Here is a 19,643-nt window from a genome sequence, read left to right as displayed (position 1 = left end):
GCTAGATCTGCAATCGATTTCCTGTGCCGGTCTAGCCCTGCTTCACATCCGGCTGGAAGGCCAGAGGTGGTTTGTCCGGAGCGTCGATCTTCTCGATGCTGCCCTTGTCGTCCTGCACCGGCACTACCTTGATGTCGACCTGCACCGGCACGGCGCGCAGGCCCTCGATGATCTGGCGGAGCTGCGAGACCGTTTGCTCGGCCAGCGACTGCGGCTGCGAGTAGTTGCGGCCTGCCGAGGAGATGCCCTCCTTGATCGCCTCCAGCCCGTCGTTGAACTGCGTGAGCTGCGCGACCACGCGGCCCACCGGATCGCTGTCGCCGCCGGCGCCCATCAGCTTGCGCTTGTTGAACTCCTTCTTGATCGCCTCCCAGCGCGCGGCCTGGGCTTCGTCGAGGAGCTTTTCCATTTCGTAGAACTTCAGCAGGTTCGCTTCCGCCGCGGTGGTGAGGTTCTGTGACTCGCTGCGGTAGTGATCGACGATGATTTGTCGCACTTCCTCCGGCGTCATGAGCGGCAGCACCTTCTCGGCGATCCGGTTCATGTTGCGGTAGGATCCTTGCAGCTTGAAGGAGGGCTCGGTGCGGTAGGCATCCTCCTGGGCCGCGCTCGCGATGTACTGGAGGTTCACGCGCAGGATCGTGTCGCGCACGGCGAGCAAGTGCTTGGTCACCGCAAGCATCTCCTCGATCTCCGCGGGCGTGTAATTGCCCTCGAAGTCGGCGCCGTCGCGGCTGCCGGTCTCGGCGATGCGGATGAGCGTGAGCACGTCCTTCTGCGAGCGGCTGGCCAGCCGGGAGAGTGCGGCATTCGAGGTCAGCGCGTTCTCGATGTAGCTCGCTTTGAAAGCCGCCTCATGTCCGCCCAGGATGTCGCCGAGGTTGTAGGTATCGGCGCGGTTCGCGAGCATGTCCGGGATCTGGAACTTGCCGCCGCTTTCCGTGTAGGGGTTGCCCGCCATGACCACCGCGACCTTCCGGCCACGCAGGTCATAGGTCTTCGGCTGGCCTTTCCAAACGCCCTCGATCTTCCGCTGCGCGTCGCAGAGGCTGATGAACATTTGCAGGAACTCCGGATCCGTGTGCTGGATGTCGTCCAGATAGAGCATCACGTTGTCGCCCATCTCCAGTGCGAGGTTCGCACGCTCCACCTCCATGCGGGCGGAGGCGTTCGGGGCTTCGGCGGGATCGAGCGAGAGGACGCGGTGACCGAGCGCCGGACCGTTGATCTTCACGAAGGTCAGGCCCAAGCGGTTGGCCACATACTCCATGATCGTCGTCTTGCCATAGCCGGGGGGAGAGATCAGCAGCAGCAGGCCCATGCGGTCGGTGCGCGTGTTCGCACCCGCCGTGCCGAGCTGCTTGGCCAGGTTGTTGCCGATCAGGGGCAGGTAGACTTCGTCGATCAAGCGATTGCGCACGAAGGCGCTCATCACCTTCGCTTTGAACTCTTCGAGACGCATCTCCGCACGCTTGGTGCCGGTCAGCTTGGTCTTGCGCTCGGCGAGGGATCGGAAGGCCGCGGCGTCCGTCCGCTCATGGCGCTCCAGCCGGTCGAGGAACTCGCTGTAGTGAATCTCCAGGCTACCATTCTGCACCCGTGCGTGGCTGGAGCGAAGACCGTCGACGGTGAAGGACAGCGGAACCGTCTTCACCGCGCGCTGCTCGTAACCGCCGCGCGCGATGTGGACTGCCGCCTCATCGATCACCGCATCCGCGAGATCCGCCGGGCTCCCTTGCAGGCTCTCCGGGTAGGAGGCCGCGAAACCGGCGAGCCAGTCACGGGCGATCTCATACTTGAGCGGGATCGGGCTCTCTTCGCCGCCGAGTGAATCTTTGAAGATGGAGTCCGCTCTCTTCGCCACCAGGCCTTGGTGGAAGGACTTCGATAGTTCCGCTGCGGAAGCAGAGACGAGGAAGCCTCCGCCGGCCGCGAGTTCCTCTTCCAAGTAGCTTGCGACCTTTGCGGCATCCACTTCCGTGAACAGGCCGTAGTCGGCGCGCCATTTCGTGAAGGCTTCCGCCAAACGGGCTTTCCAGCGTTCGGTTTCGTCGCCGCCCGCGAACAAGCTACGGCGCTTGCCGTAGGAAGCGAACTGCCCGGCGAGGCGTGATTTCGCCGGATCATCCCAAGACTCCCAGAAAAGAATCGCGGCAGCGCGCTCGCGCGGTGCGAAACGAAGCAGTCCGGCCTCGGCGTGGATCGGCAAGAGCTGGCCTAGGATCTTCGCGGCATCCTCGTCGTGGATGCCCTTGGTGTATCCCTCAGCATAGCGCGGCTGCATGAAGGCTTGGACCGCGGGAAGCAATTCGCCCTCGGCCTTGCCCTCCATCAGGAACCGCCAGGCAAGATACTCGGCCCGCGCGACCCGCGGGCTCTCGCTCGGCACCTCCAGGTCCCATGCCTCGCGCGCAGCGAGGAACTCCGGATCGCCGATCGGCTCGAAGAATTTGGTACCCGTCAGGTGGAAGGCCATCGCATCCTCATGCGGCACGATGGTCATCTCCAGCGGCTGGGTGTTCACGTTGAAGGCGTGCTTGCCGAAGCGGATGACGTTCTGGCCATCCACGAAGAGATCTTTCTTGTCCTTGAGCTGGCGAACGCCGTCCTCGCGCAGCGTCTTGAGGCGGGTCTGGAGATCGTCCGCCTTTACCGAATCACCCAGCGCCTGCAGCTGGCCGATCAGGTCGCGGACCTTTTCGATCATCGGATCGGTCGCGAAGTAGGAGTGGATCTCCTCGACCTCGCCGAAGGATGACACCCGGTTGCGGATGCCGGCCAGGATCCGCTCGGCGGACTTGAAGAGCGCACCCGCCCGCTTGCCGCGCGCTTCCACCAGTTGCGTGCGCCGTCCTTCGAAGGCGTCGTAGATCTCCTCGCGTCGCGTCGCGATCTGTTCGATGTACTCGTCGAACTCCGCGAAGCGGCCTTCGAGCTCCTCCACCTGCACCATCAGGCGTGTGAGGGACTCGTCGCACTTCTCCGGCGTGTCGCATAGATCGAGGTAGTTCGCCAGCGCCTGCGAAAGCAGCTTCATCTGCGCCGCGAACTGCGCCTCGCCTTCACCGCGTGCGAGCTCCTTGCGCTTGTTGCGCAGCGATCCGCGCGTGCCGTTCAGTCGCGCATAGAGTGCGGAGATGCGCTCGATGATCGCCGTGGTCTGCGTCGCATCGGCGATCTTCAGGCCGCCGACAATCTCGATCAGCATCTCCAGTTCGGCGGCGGCTTGGTCGAGCGCGGTCGCGACTTCATCCGCTTCCGTGACCTTGGCGATCTTCGCGAGAGCGGCCTCCTGCGTGTCGATCGCCGCGGCGTAGGACTTCAGCGATTCCTCACCTAACAGGAATTCCACCGTGCGTGCCGAAACCGCATCCGTGGTCTCCACCACTTCCTTCTCGAAGGCAGCGATGGTTTCCGTCTCGGTATAGCGGACGTCGCGCAGCGAGATGATCTCGCCCCGCAGCTTCCGCAGACCCGCCAGTTGGTGGACGAAACCTTGCAGCGCGTCCGGAGGCGAGTTCTTCGCATCGCGCACCAGCTTCTCCATCGCGGTGCGGACCACGGCCGTCCGCTCGGCGGCGACCGTGCGGAGCTTCTGGACCTTGTCGAACTCACCGATCGCCGCTTCACCCGCCTTCTTGATCTCGCGGACCGGTTCGGCCAGCGCTTGGCACTCCTTGCGATCGAGCCAGAAGTAGGCATCAAGCAGGTCGCCCGAGCGCTTGACGATATCGAGGTAAAGCCCGGCGAAGGAGTCGTCCTTCTGGAGCAGCGTGAGTAGCTCGCGCGACTCCGCCATCCCGCGGACCAGTTCCGGATTGCCGATCTTGTAGAGGAAGGACTCCTTGTCGGCGGCTGCGGCCGCGCTGGTCTCGTCGTCCAAGTACGGCGTTTGCCATACTTGCAGGACGTGGTGCTTCTGCGGCTGGCCATCGGCGCGGAAGAGCACCAATTGTCCGTTGCCGAAGAGCGAGTAACCGGAGCACACGATCGGCGTCTCCACCGATTGTTTGATCCGGTTGTAGGAGAGCAGCACGTAGTCGCCCGCCGCGCGGTTGTAGAAGGAGTAGAGGATGTCCTCGCCGTTCGCGCTCGCCACCTTGCGCTCGAAGCGCATGTCCAGCATGCCGTGGTCGAAGGTCTTCACCTCGCCACTCTGCAGCAGGTAGCCGTTCGCGAAGATGATGCCGTGATCATCCGGTAGCAGCACGCAGGAGTCCCCGATCGTGTCGATGCGGTGCACCGTCTTCGTCTTCTCGTTGTAGACGAGATGGCGGTGCATCGACTCGCGGTAGGGTAAGATCTTCAGCAGGATCAGCGAGCCGACCGTGGCGTAGAAGATCTCCGCATCGTCCAGCGTTTGGTCGCTCTCCGTGACCGGCTCCGAGTAGATGCCTTGGCCGCTGGCCGTGTTGTCCTCGACCTTCACGGTCAGGTCTCCACCCACCGTCTCCACGAAGACACGATCCTCGATCGAGATGTGGGGATGCTCGCCGGAGCGATGCATGCCGCGGTGAGCGCGCTTCCACTGGAACTCCTGCTGCGCCGGGAACACGCATTCGTGGTCGAAGCGGTTGCCGACATACTCCAGGGTGCCGTTGCTGGCGAAGCGCCACTTGAAGGCCTTGATGTCATCCACCGTCTTGCCGGCCCGCATCACCAGATACAAGTGCGGCCCGATGACCATAAACTTCAGGAAGACCGCCTCGCGGTAATACTTGAAGAGGTAAGCGAAGTCCTCCGTGAACTTCGGATCGCCCAGCACCCCCTCCACCGCCACCTGCGTGAACGAGCGCGTCTCCGGATTGAAATCGTACGCGGCGAAGACGTCCTTCGTGTCCGTCGTCTGCTTCAGTCCGAACTGGATGTTGTAGCCGAAGAGGAAGCGCTGCTTGCCGATCGCCACCAAGTCGCGGGCGATGCAGTTGTGCTCCGTCGGTACGCGCTCGGTACCCAGCAGCGCCGTCTCGACACCGCCGAAGACCTGCAGGCGTTCCGCATTCAGCGCATCGAGTCCCGTCCGCAGCGTGGCAGCATGCTTGTCCAGGCGGGCGCGGATGACTTCATACGCACCGCCTTCGAGCTGGTCGGGCTTTTGGGGTTCTTCAGGCATCAGGAAGAGGAAAGAAAACCACGGAATACACGGAACACGCGGAAGAAGTAATCAGAGTGCGAATCGCTCGTGTTGGGCTTTCGGATAGTGTCCAAAATTGATCAGTAAACCCACCCGCTTCCGGGTGGCCTTGAGGTAGTTCATGAGCTGGGCCCGATGAGAATCCTCGATATGCTTGCACGCCTTGATCTCCACGATCACTTCGTCGAAACAGATGAAGTCGGGCTCGTAGCGTTTCCGCAGGATCCTTCCTTTGTATTCGAGTTGCAGCGGGAGGCGCGGGACAAAAGGAATGCCTCGATCAGCAAGTTCGAGTTCGAGGCATTCCTGATAAACGTCCTCTAGGAATCCACAGCCTTTGTCGCGGTAGACTTCAAAGCATGCTCCAAGAATCGCGTGAGTCTCCGATTCAAGAATCAGTGCCATAAGAAAGTCCTTTCCGTGTGTTCCGTGTATTCCGTGGTTTGGCTTGCTTAGCGCAGGACCTTCGCGGCCTTTTCATCGGCCAGGCCGAAGCGGTCGGCGGTGCCGAGGAAGGACAGCAGCTTGCGCCGGTCTTCGCCGGTGGCATCGACCAGCAGCTTCCCGAGGATCGCGCCCACGCTGAGGTTCTTCACATCCTCCGTGGTCACTCCGAACTGCCCCGCCCATTCGCGCAGCTGGGCCTTGAAGTATTCCGGATCGCCATTGAAGAAGGTGTCCTTCACATCGGCCAGCACAGCACTGTTCTCCACCATGCGGTCCACCGACTTGCCGCGCGAGATGGCTCCCGCGATTTGGTCGAAGAACTTCCCTTCGCCGCCGATGATCTCGATCTTCGCCGACTTCATGGCTTCGCCCATCACCTTGGCCTGAGCCTCGGCGATATCCTTCTGGATGTTGATGCCCGCGAGGTCCACGGCCTTCTCCTTCTCCAGGCGGAGCTTGAACTCCTCGTGCGACTGACCTGCGGATTCCAGCAGCTTCATCGCCTCGGCCTTCTTGTTGATGCCTTCCGCTTCCGCTTCGAACTTGAGACGGTTCACTTCGGCGTCGGCCGTGCCTTGCTTCTGGGTGGCATCTGCCTTGGCGAGCAGCACCTCCACCTCGCCGAGTCCGGAGGCAGCGGCTTCCTTCGCGGTAGCTTCCGCCAGCACCTTCTTGGCGAGCGCTTGCTTCTCGCTGGCAGCCTGTTCGGCTTCCGCGGAGATCACGACTTCCTCGGCCTTGAGCTCGGCGGACTTCTTCGAAGCCTCGGCAGCCTTCACGCGCTCGTAGAGCTCCTGATCGGCGCGCAGCTTTGCAGCCTCCTGGGCAGCCTCGGCCTCCTTGATCTTGTGGATCACATCTTCCTGTGCCGCCGCCTCCGCCAGGGTCACCTTGACTTGCTTCTGGCGATCCGCACCGGCGAAAGCCTCGGTGTCCTTGATCCGCTCCTGTTCGATCACCACCAGCTTCTCGACCGCCACGCGTTCCTTGATCACGTCCTGGATGAGCTTCTTCTCCACTTCCACGGCCTTCTCCTTCTCGATCGCCTTGAGCTGGGTCACCCGCTCGCGCTCGATCGATTCGAGTTCCTGGTCGCGCTTCACGCGCTCCACTTCCACCACGTCGGTGCGCTCCTTGTTGCGCTGCGCCACGAGCACCTGGCGATCCTTGTTCTGGGTCGCGACGTCGATCTCTTCCTGCGCGGCGATGCGTGCGCGCTCGGCTTTCTGGCGCTCCTCCTCGCGCACCTTCTGCGTCTCCGCTTCCTCGCGGGCACGCACGCTCTCGACCTCGCGCTTCTGCTTGGCCTCGGTTTCGGAAAGCTGGCGCTCCAGCTCCAGGATTGCCTCACGCGCCTCCACGTCCTGCTGCTTGATGACCTTCTCCTTGTCGCGCTGGATGTGGTTCGCGAGCTTCGCCTGTGCAGCGGTCAACTCGGTGATCTTCTTGATACCCTCGGCGTCCAGAATGTTGTCCGGATCCAGCGCCTCGATCGGCGTCTGCTCCAGATAGTCGATCGCCGCGTCATCCAGCACGAAGCCGTTCAGGTTGGTGCCGATGATCTTGATGATCTCGTCGCGGAAGGTCTCGCGCTCTTCATACAGCTCCGTGAAGTCGAAGCGCTTGCCTACGGTCTTGAGTGCTTCGGAGAATTTCGCGTCGAAGAGCGAGCGGATTTCATCCGTGTTCGAGGCGCGATCGCAACCCACCGACTGCGCCACGCGCAGCACGTCCTCGTCCGTCTGGTTCACCCGCACGAAGAAGGCCACCTTGATGTCCGCGCGCATGTTGTCCTTACAGATCAGCCCGTTCTTCGCGGTACGGTCGATCTCCACGCGCTTCAGCGAAATGTCCATCGTCTCCAGCCGTTCCAGCACGGGAACCACCGTGAAGCCGTTGAATGAAACCTTGGTGCCGCGGAAGCCGGTCTTGATCAGCGCCTGACCGCGTTGGGCCTTGCGATAGAACATCGAGAACAGCACGCCGCCGCCAACGACGACGGCGACAACTCCGCCGAGCATCAATGCAATGATGGCGGGCTCAAGGGCTGCCAGAAGTGGTGGGATGGACAGGTTCATGGGTAGGGTGTGGTCAGGAGGTTTCGGAGAGGGAACGGACGGTGTAGATACCGGAAGGTTCGTCGTAGCTGACGACCAGCACGGGAGTATTGCGGGAAAGGGGAGGGGAGCCGATGGCCACCCGGGCGTTCAGGAGCAGGCTCGCGCCGGAATTCTCAACCTCCACCTGACCTTCCCGCTCGTTCACGAGGGCGGTGCGGACGACCCCGGTGCGTCCCAGCACCGGCTTCGTGGATTCGGGATCTTCCTGCATCATCCGGAAGACCGGCTTCAGTGGTGTGACCGTCAGGCGCGTCAGCACCACGGCGGAGAAAAGAGCACCCAGAGATACGAGGAACCCGGTGCCGCCGCTCAGGCTTTTGTTAAACCAGAGATTGCCCAGCATCGAGCAGCCCCAGAGATAGGCGATCAGGACCGAGAGCACGATCATCACCGGTACTCCCTGCGCATTCAGGATGCGCAGCGCACCATGCATCACCTCGGAGATGGGATTTCCGTCATGGTGGGCATCAGCGCCGTGGTGGCCGTCCGCGCCGTCGAGATCCACGCCGAGCATGTCGTGATCCACCGCGCCGATAATGCTCAGCAGCCAATAGATGCCGATCGGGACCAACAAGATGGTCATCGGCAGCATCGGTCCGCTGGTGGCTAAATCCCAAATTTCCTTCACGACGCTGCCATCACAGACAATGCAACGTCTTTTCGCGACTATAAAAGGATGGCTGAATTCCCACGGTTAGAGGTTCCGCAACGACTTCGCCGCATCACTCCGCGCCGCCGAGAAGGCCGGAACGAAGGCCGCCACCGTGCACAAGATAAACGCCGAGATCGCGATCACTACCACTTCCGTCGGGTTCACATGGGCCGGGAGATCGTCCACCCCGAGAAAAGACTTGGAGAACGGATCGAAACCCACCGCCCGCAAGCCTTCCTGAAGCTGCGTCCGCAGCCTCACCACCAGCAGTCCCAGCCCCACGCCCAACAGCGACCCCAGGAAGCCCAGGATCATCCCCTGATACACGAAGACCTTCACGATCTGCCCTGGCGCGGCACCCAGTGCCTTCATCACCCCGATCTCCCGGCGCTTCTGGATCGTCACCGTGAACATCACCGCCATCATCGAGAACGCCGAGATCACGATGATGAACGAGAGCACGAAATACATCATCCCGCGCTGCTGGTTGATCAGTCGCGAGAACTCGCCGAGTTCTTCGATCCATGTGATCAACTGCCAACCTTCGGGCAGCGTCTTGACGAATTCGTTCGCTACGAGCTCCGCCTGATACGGATCCTTCAGCCGCACCGCGATCCCCTGCACCGCATCCTGCAGACCCGTCAACTCTTGGGCCAGCGGCAGAGGCATGAAGACATCCGGCGTCAGCGCCATCTGCGATGCTTGGTAAACCCCGATCACCGTTGCTTCCTTCGGCAGGATGATCTCGCGCAGGCTCTTGTCGTTCTCCGCGTTCATCTTCTCCACATCCGTGGCATCGAGCTCAGCCAGCACCTTCGCGGCCTCTTCCGGCACCGACTTCTCCAGCAGGAATCCTGCTTCGGCCGGCTCGGCTTCGAAGAGGGCGAGGAATCTCTCGATGATCTCGCGCTCTTGGTCACGGATGCCTTCCATCTGATGGGAGATATCCATGAAGGGCCCCGTCAGGGCGAAGTCCTTGTCCGCGCTCAGGAAGAGCTTGTCGCCGCGCTCTTCAAAGGAAGTCTTCAGCAGCTCGCGGGTCGATTGCAGCGCGGTCGCATACTTCTCGCGCACCGGCGGCTCGTTCGCCATCCGGTCGATGCGTTCCACCTCGTCGAGATTCTTCGCGGAGAGGAACTTCATCTTGTCCCCCAGCTGCAGTTGAAACTGCTTCGCGATCACCGAGGACACCACGATCCGGTTGTCCAAGCCCATGTCTGCGCTGCTGCCCGGGTAAGCCGAGTCCAGCATCTTGCTGATGCCTTCCACCTGCGAGGGCGTTTCCGTGTCCACCGCGCGGAACATCACGGGCCGCTTGCGGGATTGCTCATCCACCATCAGCACATAGTCCTGCACGAAGGCCGTGGCGGATTCCACGCCGGGCGTCTGTGCGACCTGTTCCGCCACCCCCCGCCATTCGCCGATCGGTTCGCGGAAGCCGCCGAAGGGGACATACTCCAGCCGGATATGGGGCGTGAAACCCAGCAGGCGCTCCTTCACCGTCCGCTCCAGACCCGCATACACGGACATCACCACCACCAGCACCAGCACGCCCAGCAGCACCCCCGTCACCGAGATCAAGGTCACGGCAGAAAGCATCGCCCGGCGCGGGTTGAGATAGCGCCAGGCGAGCATGAGACTGAAGGAGCGGCGGGCCATGGGCCTTGCCTAGCCGCGATCCCTCCGCCCGGCAAGGGCCGGAAGCCGCATCACGGTTTCTCCTCCACCCGACGGTAGGGTATCACCGGGGCCTTCACCCCCTCCGCGGTCACCCAGATCGTCTTGCCGTCGCGGGAAAATGCAATCGCCTCCGCCTGCCTGGACTGATGCGAGTCCAGCTCCTGCGGCTCCCGGGCAAAGGCCTGCGCCCAAGTTTCGCCCTCCCCGCGCGGGAACACGAAAACCCCTGCGTAGGTCACCACGGTCGCCATGGTTCCGTCCGCGGAGATATCCATCCCCGTCGGCTGCGTGCCGTAGGGGATCGGCGGGAAGCCCATCGGCAGCGTCTTGGAGAGCTGGCCGATCTTGCGGGCGACCTGCTCAGCCTTGCCTTCCGGCTTCAGCGGCAGCTCGTAGAGCATCGGCGGATTCGTGCGCTTGCTCAGCAGCAGGATCTTCCCCGCCTTCACGTCCACCGCCAGCGATTCGCAATCGCGCGGGCCATCCTCGTAGCGGAAGCGGATCGTCCATGCGGGCTTCACCGCGCCCTCGAGATCCACACCCTCCGCCGGTAGCCTCGGTTCCGGCACCACGTAGAGCATGCAGCTCTTCCGCTTCGAGGCATTGTCGCCGGTATCGGAGATGATCAGGAAGGGCTTCCCGCCGAGCTCGAAGGACGCGAGATCCTCCCAGTCGACGTTCTTCACTCCCTCCACGCTCACCCGACCGCGCTTGCCGCCGTCGGTCTCCGTCAGGAAAAGCTCGGCGCTGCACCCGCTGTCATTCAGCAGCCAGAGCAAGCGGTTATCGCTCGGCGAGGCCGCCATCCCGCTGGCCTCGTTCAGGTCGCGCGATTGCAGGTGCCCCTCCGGACTCGCCCGCTTGAATAGCGGTGCCGCTTCCTCCGCCCGGAGAAAGCCTGCCCCGCAGAAGACGAACAGCATTAGCACACGGGCTGGCATGCGCCGATCATGTCGCCCTACCGCCAAGGTTCAAGCCCGGGAGCGCGGAGCCTCCGGCCCGCAGAAGTCACCCTCACGTTCCTCTACATCACAAGGCGGAAACCGATCTTCCCGTCCTTGAAACCCTACTCCTTCGGCCCCGGACCCGTGTTCCACATCCGGTGCATCTCCTTCACCTCCGGCACCGTCATCGGCCGCACCACGCGGAAGCCCACCCACGGTGCGCTCGTGAAGTACCAGATCGATTTCGGGTTCTGTGGGTCGATCATCTTCCACGCCGGGTCGGAAGGGACCCGTGCTGCCGAGCGCAGCGTCTCGGGACCGCCATCGAAATAATGTCCGCCGCGTGTGACGTGCGGATAGCGGTTCACCGCCGGGTTCCATGGATTCTTCGCACCCGCCTGCCATTTCGCGTAAGCGTCCGGCACGTAGGCATCCAGACACCACTCGGAGACATTCCCGTGCATGTCGTACAGGCCCCAGGCATTCGGCTTCTTCTGGCCCACCTTCTGGTAGGTGTAGCTCGCATTCGCCATGCTCCACGCATACTCGTCGAGCTGCGCCGGATCATCGCCGAAGCTGTAGGCCGTGGTCGTTCCCGCGCGGCAGGCATACTCCCACTCCGCCTCGGTCGGCAGGCGGTAGTAGTGTCCCGTCTGGGCCGTCAGCCATTCGCAGAATTTGCTCGCCGCATGGTGGGTCATCGCGATCGCGGGCCATCCCGCGCCATAGCCTTCACCCATCTCGAAGTGCATCGGCACATACGGCGGTGTCGGCTGGCTCACCACGTCCACCAAGGTCTCGCCATCCTTCACTTCGGGCGCTTCCGGCGTCGCGATGTTCGAGTCGCGGTTCAGGGTGCCATCCTTGTTGCGCGCCTTCCCGTTTTCCATGAAGGCGCGGTAAATGTCCCAGGTGATCTCGCACTTGCCGATCCAGAAGGGATCCACCGCTACCTTCACCTGCGGCCCTTCGTTCTCCTTGCGACCCGCCTCGCCCGCAGGCGAGCCGATCGTGAACTCGCCGCCCGGGATCGCCACCAGGTCGAACTTCGCATCCTTCGCCTGCGGCACCGTCTCGGTGTAGGCCTTCATCGCCGCGGCGTCCGCGGGCACGTCGCCCTTTGCCTTCACCAGCGCGTGGATCTTCTCCGTCACCGGGAAGTACTGCGGGCTTGGTAGATCGGCGGGCTTGGCCGGGGCTTCCGGCGCCGCGGTCTGAGCGTGGACATGCGGCGCCGTGATCAGCGCGAGGAGGAGAAGCGAACGGGTGCTCATCGTGGCAGGGTAGAATGAAGCGCGGACCGGATGGAGTCCAGTCCGCGCTTGGGTGAAAACCGGGTCTGGATATCAATCGATCAGGCGACCTTGTGCACGCCGGGCACCGGTACCGGCGTCACCGCGAAGGCATCGCCCATCTGCAGGGTGTCCGGAGCCTGGTCCTGGTTGGAGGCCCAGAGGGCATCCCAGGTGATCCGCTGGCCCGTGTGCGCCGCTTCGCGGCCCAGGATCCCCAGCATGGTGCTGTTGGCCATGTATTCGCCGGTGTTGATGATCTCGCCCTTGCGCAGCGCGGCGAAGAACTCGTTGTGGCAGACCTGATACATGTTCTGCTCCATTCCGGCGGGCGCGCGATACATCCACTCGCGCTTCTTGCCATCCAAGCCCATCACCATCGGCGTGTTCGGCGCGATCGCCGTGCCCTTCTCACAGTAAATGCGGTCGATCACCTCGGTGTGGCAGCCCAGATACTGGCGCTCGCCCAGATGGGCGATCACGCCGCCGGGATACTCGTAAGCGATGTTGTAGTGGTCGTACACGTTGCCTGCATCCGTGCGGTAGGCGCGGCCACCGTTGGCCACCGCCGCGATCGGGGCCACATCGCCCATCGCCCAGGCGATCTTGTCCACCGTGTGGATCGCCTGCTCCAGCAGCGGTCCGCCGCTGGTCCACTCGAAATTCGTCCACCAGCGCAACTGCCACTCCACGTCTCCCATGCCGTCCGGCTTCTTCATCCCCGGCTGCAGCGGCTTCGGCGGGCTGCCCATGTAGGTGCCGTAGATCGAGTAGACCTTGCCCAGCTCGCCGGAGGTGATCTTCGAGTAGAGTTCGCGCACGCCCGGGGCGAAGCGCCAGCAGTAGCCGTGCTGGATGGCCACACCCTTCTCCTTCGCCAGCTTGGCGGATTCCAGCACCGACTTCACGCCGGCCACGTCGATCGCCATCGGCTTCTCGGCGAAGACGTGCTTGCCCGCCTCCACCGCCGCGCGCAGGTGCTGCGGGCGGAATCCCGGAGGCGCTCCCAGCAGCACCACGTCCACACCGCTCTCGATCACCTTCTGATAAGCGTCCAGCCCGGCGAACTTGCGGTCGCCCACGTCCACCTTCGCGCCGAAGCCCTTCAGGCCGTTCAAGCTGCCGGTGATCGCTTCCGGGAAGGCATCGCCCACCGCCCACAGGACCACGTTCGGGTCCGCATTCAGCGCCTGCTCCGCCGCTCCGGTGCCGCGACCGCCGCAGCCGATCAGACCGATCTTCAGCTTTTGGGTATTCGCGCCTTGGCCCAGCAAGAGGTTCGGGAAGCCGGCCACTGCCGCGGTCACGACAGAGCCCGCGAGAACATGGCGACGGGATAGGGATGGTGAATTCATGACGGATGCTTGGTTTTGAACGGAACGGGGATACGCGATTTCCCATGCGGACTTTCGCGATCCGGGTGTAAATTTCAGTTTAGACCGATTTTCATGAGAGAATCGGACGAATCAAGCCGAATTGACCGTGCTTCTAGCTTGCCGTTCCCTCAGCCTCTCGTCGAGTCTCCCCTCCATCTATGGACAAAGCTGCTCCACCCTCCGCCCTGCCTCGCCTTTCGGTGATGATGTTTCTTCAGTTCTTTGCCTGGGGATCGTGGTTCGCCACTCTTGCTCTGGCCATGGGCGGGAACGGGCTCGGGGACTTCATCGGTCGTGCCTATGAGAGCGCGCCCATCGGTGCGATCTTCGCCCCTCTCTTCCTAGGCCTGATTGCTGACCGCCTGTTCTCCTCGGAGCGGGTTATGGGCGTGCTCATGATCATCGGCGGTATTCTCGTCGCTGCCGTCGCTGTCATTGCCCCGCAAGGCGCTGCCAAGGGCGACCTCATGGTCTGGCTGATGATCGGCTACATGCTCTGCTACATGCCGACTCTCGGTTTGGGGAACACGATCACCTTCACCCATCTCCGTCAGGAGGATTTCCCGAAGGCCCGTGTCTGGGGCACCATCGGTTGGATCGTAGCCGGCCTCACCGTCGGCGCAGTCGGCTGGTCCGCCTCTCTGAATATCTTCTGGCTTGGCGCTGCCTCCAGCCTCGCGCTTGGCCTCTACAGCTTCACCCTGCCGCACACCCCGCCCCCCGCGAAGGGTAAGCCGCTCGATCTCGGCTCGCTGCTGATGGTGGATGCCTTCAAGCTGCTGAAGAACCCGCCCTTCCTGGTCTTCGCGCTTTGCTCGATGCTGATCTGCATTCCGCTGGCCTATTACTACGGTCAGACCTCCGCCTACCTCGGTGCCGCCGGCTTCAAGCAAGCCGCTTCCACCATGACCCTTGGCCAGATGTCCGAGATCGTCTTCATGCTCCTCATCCCCTTCTTCTTCCGGAAGCTCGGGGTGAAGATGATGCTTCTCATCGGCATGCTCTCCTGGGTGGCCCGCTACGCCCTCTTCGCCTTCGGCGCACCGGATCAGGTCGCTTGGATGCTTCTCGCCGGCGTCGCCCTTCACGGCATCTGCTACGACTTCTTCTTCGTCACCGGCTTCATCTATACCGACAAGAAGGCTCCCGCCGAGATCCGCGGTCAGGCCCAGTCGCTGCTGGTCTTCCTCACCCAAGGCCTTGGTATGTTCTTCGGCTTCCGCATGGCTTTCGGCCAGAACTTCCCGCTCACGGAGGCCAAGTTGCCGAACACCCTCGGCGCCTATGGTGCCGCTCCGGCCGAGCACCCGCAGCTCATCGAGCAGATCAAGGGACTCTCCGGCACCGCCACCCCGAGCTTCTTCGAGAGTCTCGCCGGTATGTTCGGGAAGGCTTACCCCGCCGGCATCGATTCCGCCCTCGTCGCGAAGGTCCTCGGCGATTGGAAGAACTACTGGATCTTCCCTGCCGGCATGGCCGCCGTGATCGCCATCATCTTCTTCCTCGGCTTCTGGGATAAGTCCGCCGATGGCGAGGATGCGAAACACTAACTGGTTTCGCACGTAGTAGCCTGGAACCGAGTAAACCCATGAACCGCCGTCACACGCTCAAGTCCCTCGCCGCCCTCGCGACCATCCAGATCGTGCCGAGCCGTGTGCTCGGTTTGGCAGGGCAGACGCCGCCTTCGGAAGAAATCACCAAGGCGATCATCGGTTGTGGCGGCATCTCCGCTTCCCATCTGCCGATGCCTGGCAAGTTGCTTGCACTTTGCGATGTGGACAAGGGCCACCTCGCCCAGCGCATGAAAGACTCCGGCGGCGAGGCCAAGGGCGTGAAAGGCTATCACGACTTCCGCGAGGTCCTGCAGCGCAAGGATATCGATGTCATCCACGTCGCTACCCCGCCGCATTGGCATGCCCTCATGGCCATCGAGGCCGCGAAGTCCGGGAAGGACGTGTGGTGCGAGAAGCCGATGAGCCGCACCATCGGCGAAGGCATCGCCATGGTGAAGGCGGTGGAGAAGTACGACCGCGTCTTCCGCCTGAACACTTGGTTCCGCTTCCAGGATAACTTCTACGGCATGGGCGTGCCGGTGAAGCAGATCAAGAAAGCCGCCATGCACGATCTGTTAGGCTGGCCGCTCAAGATCACCGTCTCCGGTGTCACCGGTTTCGATTGGAAGCTCGGCATCTGGACCGGTAAGACCAACCTGCCCGAGCAACCCGTGCCGGAAGGCTTCGATTACGACTTCTGGCTCGGCCCCGCGCCCAAGAAACCTTACAGCGCCCACCGCACCCACGCCTCCTTCCGCGGTTACTGGGATTACGATGGCGGCGGCCTTGGCGACATGGGCCAGCACTACCTCGATCCCGCCCAATACATCCTGGGTAAGGACGATACCGCGCCGATCTCCGTGGAGATCGATGCCGACCCGCAGGATGCCGATGCCATCGGCACTTGGCGCCGCATCGAGTTCACCTATGCGGACGGCTGCAAGATCGTTCTCGATGGCGCCAACAAGGACAAGGAGGCCAAGTACATCGAAGGCCCGAAGGGCTGGATCACCAAGGGCTTCGAGTCCAGCATCCCGGACCTCGCCAAGAAGCTCGACGAGCTCAAGGATCCCGAGCCCGTCATCACCGACTTCCACGAGAGCGTCCGCACCCGCAAGAAGTTCGCCCTGAACGAACGGAACGGCTTCTGGTCCTGCACCATGGTGAACATGGGCGTCACCGCCCATCGCCTGAACAAGAGCCTCAAGTTCGACCCCAAGACCCTCAAGTTCGACGACGCGGACGCCAACAAGCTGATCAACCAGCCCATGCGCTCGCCTTGGAAGATTGAGGTTTGAGAGATCTTTTCCGGGAGCGCTAACTTCCGATAGGACCTACCTCCGGTTCACGATCGTGATCCCCGTCAGCACCAGCAGCGCCCCGATCACGAATCGCGGGTCCAGCGGCTCCTTCAGGATCAGCACTCCGAAGGTGATCCCGAACATCGGCGTCAGGAACGAGAATACCGAGAGCCGCGAGGCCAGATACTTCCGCAGCAGCCAGAACCAATACAGGTAGCTTGCGAAGGCTACCACCACCGTCTGGAAGACCAGGTTGGCCCCGAGCCGCGGCGTCCAGGTCACCGCACCCATCTTCCCGCTGAGCCACGCATAGGCCGGTAGCATGAGCCCGGCCCCCGCCAGCTGATAGAGCAGCGTCTTGGTCGCCGGTGTCTCGGAGAGCCGGCTGCCTCGGATCACCAGCGTCGTCGCAGCCCATAGGATCCCGCCCAGGATTCCCAGCGCATCGCCCAGCAGCATGTTTTTCCCGTTCGGCCCGAAGAAGCTGCCCGAGAACGCCATCGCCACCCCGGCGAAGGCCACGCCCGCACCCAGCCACTGCTTGCGGTTCATCCGCTCCTCCCGCGAGAGGAAGGGGATCCCAAGCACCGTGAAAATCGGCGCGGTGTAGAGGAACACCGCCATGTGTCCTGCCGTCGTGAAGTTCAGCCCCATCGAGACCGCCATGAACTCGCCGCCGAAGAGCAGGCCGACCAGCAGCCCCGGCATCAGCGTGCCATCACGCAGAGAGAGGTTCTCCCGACGCACCAGCATCAGCGCCAGCACCAACAGCGCCGCACCCGCCGAGCGGATGCCCACCTGCAGCACCGGGCTCATGTCCGGTGCCGCAGCCTTGATGGCCACTTGCTGGAATCCCCAGATCACGCACAGCCCCACCATCGAGGCGATGCTGAAGCCATCGAGCGGCTTGCGGGTGGCGATCGGGTCCGGGTTCACGGGGCGCGGAGTCTGCCCCTCCGGCTGCCGCTGTCACCTGCGAAAACTCGGCTGATCCTCCACGGATTGCGTGCCCGATCGCTCCTTGAAGGAGGTCATGCAGCGGGCTAGCATGCCGCCATGATCACCCGGGAGGAAATCGCACGGTTGAGCCGCGAGGAGAAGTGGCAGACGCTCGAGTGGCTCCAAGAATCGCTGGAAGAGGGAGAGGAAGCCTCTTGGGTGGAGCCCCTGCTCCGGCAGAGACGCGATGACTTGGAGAGTGGACAGGTGCAGCTCCTGAGCTTGGAGGAAGTGGAAGCCCGCCATCGGGCGAGGAAGAAATGAAGTCCGTTCGGCTGACCCGCCAAGCCGGGGAGGATCTCGCAACCGCGGTCGAATTCTATGATCTACAAGAACCCGGTGCCGGGGACCTCTTGTTCAATGCAGTGTTCCGGCAACTGCGGCGCTTGGAACGATTGCACGGCTTTCACGGCAAGAGGCATGGCTTCCACAAGGTGCTGGTGAAGGATTTCCCTCATGCCATCTACTATGACATCCTTGATCGGAATGAAGTGATTGTGGTGGCGATCCTTGACGGCCGCCGCGCTCCGTCGTCGATCCGCGAAGAGATCAGGACCCGCAAACGGGATCAGGCTTAGTCCGTGCAGAAACGAAAAACCCCGGAGGGACTTGCCCCCGGGGTTTGCAACAACCAAGGAAATCTCCCGCGTCTCAGGGCAGGATCATGAATAGACCGCCGGAGCTGGCCCAGTTCGCCACCGAAGCAGGCACCCAGCGGCGCTCGTAGCTCGCACCCCAGGAATCGGACACGGCCAGTTCGTTCGTCGCCTCGTTGTAGCCCACGATCATGCAGATGTGGTAGGCCTCGTTCTCGGATTCCTGCTTGGTCACCAGATCCGCCTTCTCGGCGATCTCGGTGGCCCATGCCGCCCAATCCGTCACCCGGTTGCGCCGGGCCGTGTTGCCGTTGGCGGTCTCGTTGTATTGCTTCAGCGAGCGCATCGTCCACATCACCGGGATGCCCTTGTCGATGTAGCCCTTCACGTCGCGCACGCGCAGTTCCTTCACGCGCTCGTCCTTCGTGCGGCGGCCCTTGTTGCGGACCATCTGGCGCACTTCATCCAGCAGGAATTCCACCACCGTGCCGCCGCCCATGCCGCTTTTGCCGATCATCGCGAGCACATACATGTCCGCCTCGATTCCCGCCGTGCGCATTGCGCGCTCGAAGGTCGCGGGCACGCAGTAGCCCTTCGGCCCTTGGTTCACCATCGGCACCTGGCCCAGATACACGTCGCCGTTCGGCTTCTTCACCACGTCCTGCTCCAGGCGCTTGCGGATGTCGCCGTCCTTCACCTTCGCGGTCTTGCCACCGGCATCGGCCAGCTCCAGCGGCACGATGGAAAGGGAAACGTACTCGCCCTCCTGGCTGGAGAGGATCAGCGAGTGGCCGTTCCAGTCCCAGCGCATCACCTTGCGGCGGGTCTTGCGGGAATCACCGAAGCGCTGCGTCGTCGGCTCGCCGAGGACTTCGGTGATGCTTGCCAGCACCGCCTTCTCGTCGGCTTCCATCGCCTTCGCCAAGCTGGCTTCGTCGGCCTCGCTCTTCCCTTCGAAGTGCTGCTCGCCCTGGCCCATGGTGCTCTTGAAGTCACCCTTGTTCGCATACACGGCGGACAGCACCGAGGCATTGCCGTCTTCCGCGGCATAGAGCGCCACCGAGTAAGGCCGGGCGCCGAAAAGCTTGTAGGAATCGCCGGTGTAGGCACGCCAGCTCGCGCTGTGCTTCGTCCGCGATTCAAGGCCGAGTCGCAGCGCCGATGCGATCTCGTCCGCCTTCCGCACCTCAAAGGGGGTGCCAGAGAAAAGCGGGTAGCCCGCCATCTTGCTCAGCTTGCCCAATTCTTCCGAAAGCTGCTTGGCCTGCGCGTCGAAGCTCGTGCGGTCCTCGCCCATCAGCATCCCCGGAGCCACCTCGAACAATTTGCCGTCCGCCTCGCGGCGCAGCAGGTAGCGGTCGTCCTTCAGGCCTTCGAAGCGGGCACGGATCTGGCCGCCCTCACCGTCTTTGAGCACGCGCCATTCGCCGATGGCCGCGTGCAAGTTCATACAGAGTGCCAGAGGGATGAGGGCAAACAGGGGCTTCATGGATGCTAGCGATACGAATTTACAGGCGGATATCAACACCGGAAGCGCCCCGGAGTTTCG

The 19,643-nt window shown here is 62.9% G+C and carries 14 protein-coding genes; 4 read left to right on the top strand and 10 right to left on the bottom strand.

Annotation, left to right across the window (positions count from 1 at the left end; translation table 11 throughout):
* Positions 1-31: 31 nt before the first annotated feature.
* The 8 genes from OJ996_RS06400 to OJ996_RS06365 form a co-directional block, all read right to left on the bottom strand.
* Positions 32-5,113, bottom strand: coding sequence for a DNA repair ATPase (locus OJ996_RS06400; RefSeq protein WP_264512405.1), 5,082 nt, complete (start codon positions 5,111-5,113; stop codon positions 32-34).
* Positions 5,114-5,164: 51 nt separating this feature from the next.
* Positions 5,165-5,539, bottom strand: coding sequence for a GxxExxY protein (locus OJ996_RS06395; RefSeq protein WP_264512403.1), 375 nt, complete (start codon positions 5,537-5,539; stop codon positions 5,165-5,167).
* Between the two features lie 47 nt (positions 5,540-5,586).
* Entirely contained in the window at positions 5,587-7,659 is a 2,073-nt protein-coding gene (locus tag OJ996_RS06390) for a flotillin family protein (RefSeq protein WP_264512401.1), read from the bottom strand.
* A gap of 13 nt (positions 7,660-7,672) precedes the next feature.
* Entirely contained in the window at positions 7,673-8,329 is a 657-nt protein-coding gene (locus OJ996_RS06385; RefSeq protein ID WP_264512399.1) for a hypothetical protein, read from the bottom strand.
* 66 nt (positions 8,330-8,395) lie between these two features.
* Positions 8,396-10,012 (bottom strand): ABC transporter permease, encoded by a 1,617-nt coding sequence (locus OJ996_RS06380; RefSeq protein ID WP_264512397.1) that lies wholly within the window; start codon positions 10,010-10,012, stop codon positions 8,396-8,398.
* 50 nt (positions 10,013-10,062) lie between these two features.
* Positions 10,063-10,974 (bottom strand): hypothetical protein, encoded by a 912-nt coding sequence (locus tag OJ996_RS06375; protein ID WP_264512395.1) that lies wholly within the window; start codon positions 10,972-10,974, stop codon positions 10,063-10,065.
* A 125-nt stretch (positions 10,975-11,099) separates the two neighbouring features.
* A complete protein-coding gene (locus tag OJ996_RS06370) occupies positions 11,100-12,251 on the bottom strand; it encodes a formylglycine-generating enzyme family protein (protein WP_264512393.1) in 1,152 nt (383 codons plus the stop codon).
* Between the two features lie 80 nt (positions 12,252-12,331).
* Positions 12,332-13,624, bottom strand: a complete 1,293-nt coding sequence (locus OJ996_RS06365; protein ID WP_264512391.1) for a Gfo/Idh/MocA family protein — start codon at positions 13,622-13,624, stop codon at positions 12,332-12,334.
* Positions 13,625-13,803: 179 nt separating this feature from the next.
* On the opposite strand from OJ996_RS06365, the gene OJ996_RS06360 reads away from it, so the two are divergent.
* Together OJ996_RS06360 and OJ996_RS06355 are read left to right on the top strand one after the other, a co-directional pair.
* Positions 13,804-15,195 (top strand): nucleoside permease, encoded by a 1,392-nt coding sequence (locus tag OJ996_RS06360; RefSeq protein WP_264512389.1) that lies wholly within the window; start codon positions 13,804-13,806, stop codon positions 15,193-15,195.
* A gap of 38 nt (positions 15,196-15,233) precedes the next feature.
* Positions 15,234-16,496, top strand: coding sequence for a Gfo/Idh/MocA family oxidoreductase (locus OJ996_RS06355; RefSeq protein WP_264512387.1), 1,263 nt, complete (start codon positions 15,234-15,236; stop codon positions 16,494-16,496).
* A 36-nt stretch (positions 16,497-16,532) separates the two neighbouring features.
* On the opposite strand, the gene OJ996_RS06350 is transcribed toward OJ996_RS06355, so the two are convergent.
* Positions 16,533-17,378 carry a DMT family transporter gene (locus tag OJ996_RS06350; RefSeq protein ID WP_345783771.1) on the bottom strand — a complete coding sequence of 282 codons (846 nt, stop codon included), beginning with the start codon at positions 17,376-17,378 and terminating at the stop codon, positions 16,533-16,535.
* A 177-nt stretch (positions 17,379-17,555) separates the two neighbouring features.
* Here OJ996_RS06350 and OJ996_RS06345 point away from each other — a divergent pair, with 177 nt between their 5' ends.
* Both OJ996_RS06345 and OJ996_RS06340 read left to right on the top strand, forming a co-directional pair.
* Positions 17,556-17,762 (top strand): hypothetical protein, encoded by a 207-nt coding sequence (locus OJ996_RS06345; RefSeq protein ID WP_264512383.1) that lies wholly within the window; start codon positions 17,556-17,558, stop codon positions 17,760-17,762.
* The gene (locus tag OJ996_RS06340) at positions 17,759-18,076 is read left to right on the top strand and encodes a type II toxin-antitoxin system RelE/ParE family toxin (RefSeq protein WP_264512381.1); all 318 of its coding nucleotides are present in this window, start codon (positions 17,759-17,761) and stop codon (positions 18,074-18,076) included. Before OJ996_RS06345 ends, OJ996_RS06340 begins: the two co-directional genes overlap by 4 nt.
* Before the next feature lie 73 nt (positions 18,077-18,149).
* On the opposite strand, the gene OJ996_RS06335 is transcribed toward OJ996_RS06340, so the two are convergent.
* Complete coding sequence (locus OJ996_RS06335) at positions 18,150-19,583, bottom strand: C39 family peptidase (protein WP_264512379.1); 1,434 nt, start codon at positions 19,581-19,583, stop codon at positions 18,150-18,152.
* Positions 19,584-19,643 lie beyond the last annotated feature (60 nt).

This window comes from Luteolibacter rhizosphaerae (assembly GCF_025950095.1).
Classification (GTDB): domain Bacteria; phylum Verrucomicrobiota; class Verrucomicrobiia; order Verrucomicrobiales; family Akkermansiaceae; genus Haloferula; species Haloferula rhizosphaerae.
Note: the sequence above shows the minus strand (reverse complement) of the source record. Positions and strands in the feature narration are given on the sequence as shown.

Coding starts and splice junctions, on each gene's coding strand:
- OJ996_RS06395 (WP_264512403.1), bottom strand. CDS start 5,539: ATGGCACTGATTCTTGAATCGGAGACTCACGCGATTCTTGGAGCATGC.
- OJ996_RS06380 (WP_264512397.1), bottom strand. CDS start 10,012: ATGGCCCGCCGCTCCTTCAGTCTCATGCTCGCCTGGCGCTATCTCAAC.
- OJ996_RS06355 (WP_264512387.1), top strand. CDS start 15,234: ATGAACCGCCGTCACACGCTCAAGTCCCTCGCCGCCCTCGCGACCATC.
- OJ996_RS06390 (WP_264512401.1), bottom strand. CDS start 7,659: ATGAACCTGTCCATCCCACCACTTCTGGCAGCCCTTGAGCCCGCCATC.
- OJ996_RS06335 (WP_264512379.1), bottom strand. CDS start 19,583: ATGAAGCCCCTGTTTGCCCTCATCCCTCTGGCACTCTGTATGAACTTG.
- OJ996_RS06365 (WP_264512391.1), bottom strand. CDS start 13,624: ATGAATTCACCATCCCTATCCCGTCGCCATGTTCTCGCGGGCTCTGTC.
- OJ996_RS06345 (WP_264512383.1), top strand. CDS start 17,556: ATGATCACCCGGGAGGAAATCGCACGGTTGAGCCGCGAGGAGAAGTGG.
- OJ996_RS06340 (WP_264512381.1), top strand. CDS start 17,759: ATGAAGTCCGTTCGGCTGACCCGCCAAGCCGGGGAGGATCTCGCAACC.
- OJ996_RS06375 (WP_264512395.1), bottom strand. CDS start 10,974: ATGCCAGCCCGTGTGCTAATGCTGTTCGTCTTCTGCGGGGCAGGCTTT.
- OJ996_RS06360 (WP_264512389.1), top strand. CDS start 13,804: ATGGACAAAGCTGCTCCACCCTCCGCCCTGCCTCGCCTTTCGGTGATG.
- OJ996_RS06350 (WP_345783771.1), bottom strand. CDS start 17,378: ATGGTGGGGCTGTGCGTGATCTGGGGATTCCAGCAAGTGGCCATCAAG.
- OJ996_RS06370 (WP_264512393.1), bottom strand. CDS start 12,251: ATGAGCACCCGTTCGCTTCTCCTCCTCGCGCTGATCACGGCGCCGCAT.
- OJ996_RS06400 (WP_264512405.1), bottom strand. CDS start 5,113: ATGCCTGAAGAACCCCAAAAGCCCGACCAGCTCGAAGGCGGTGCGTAT.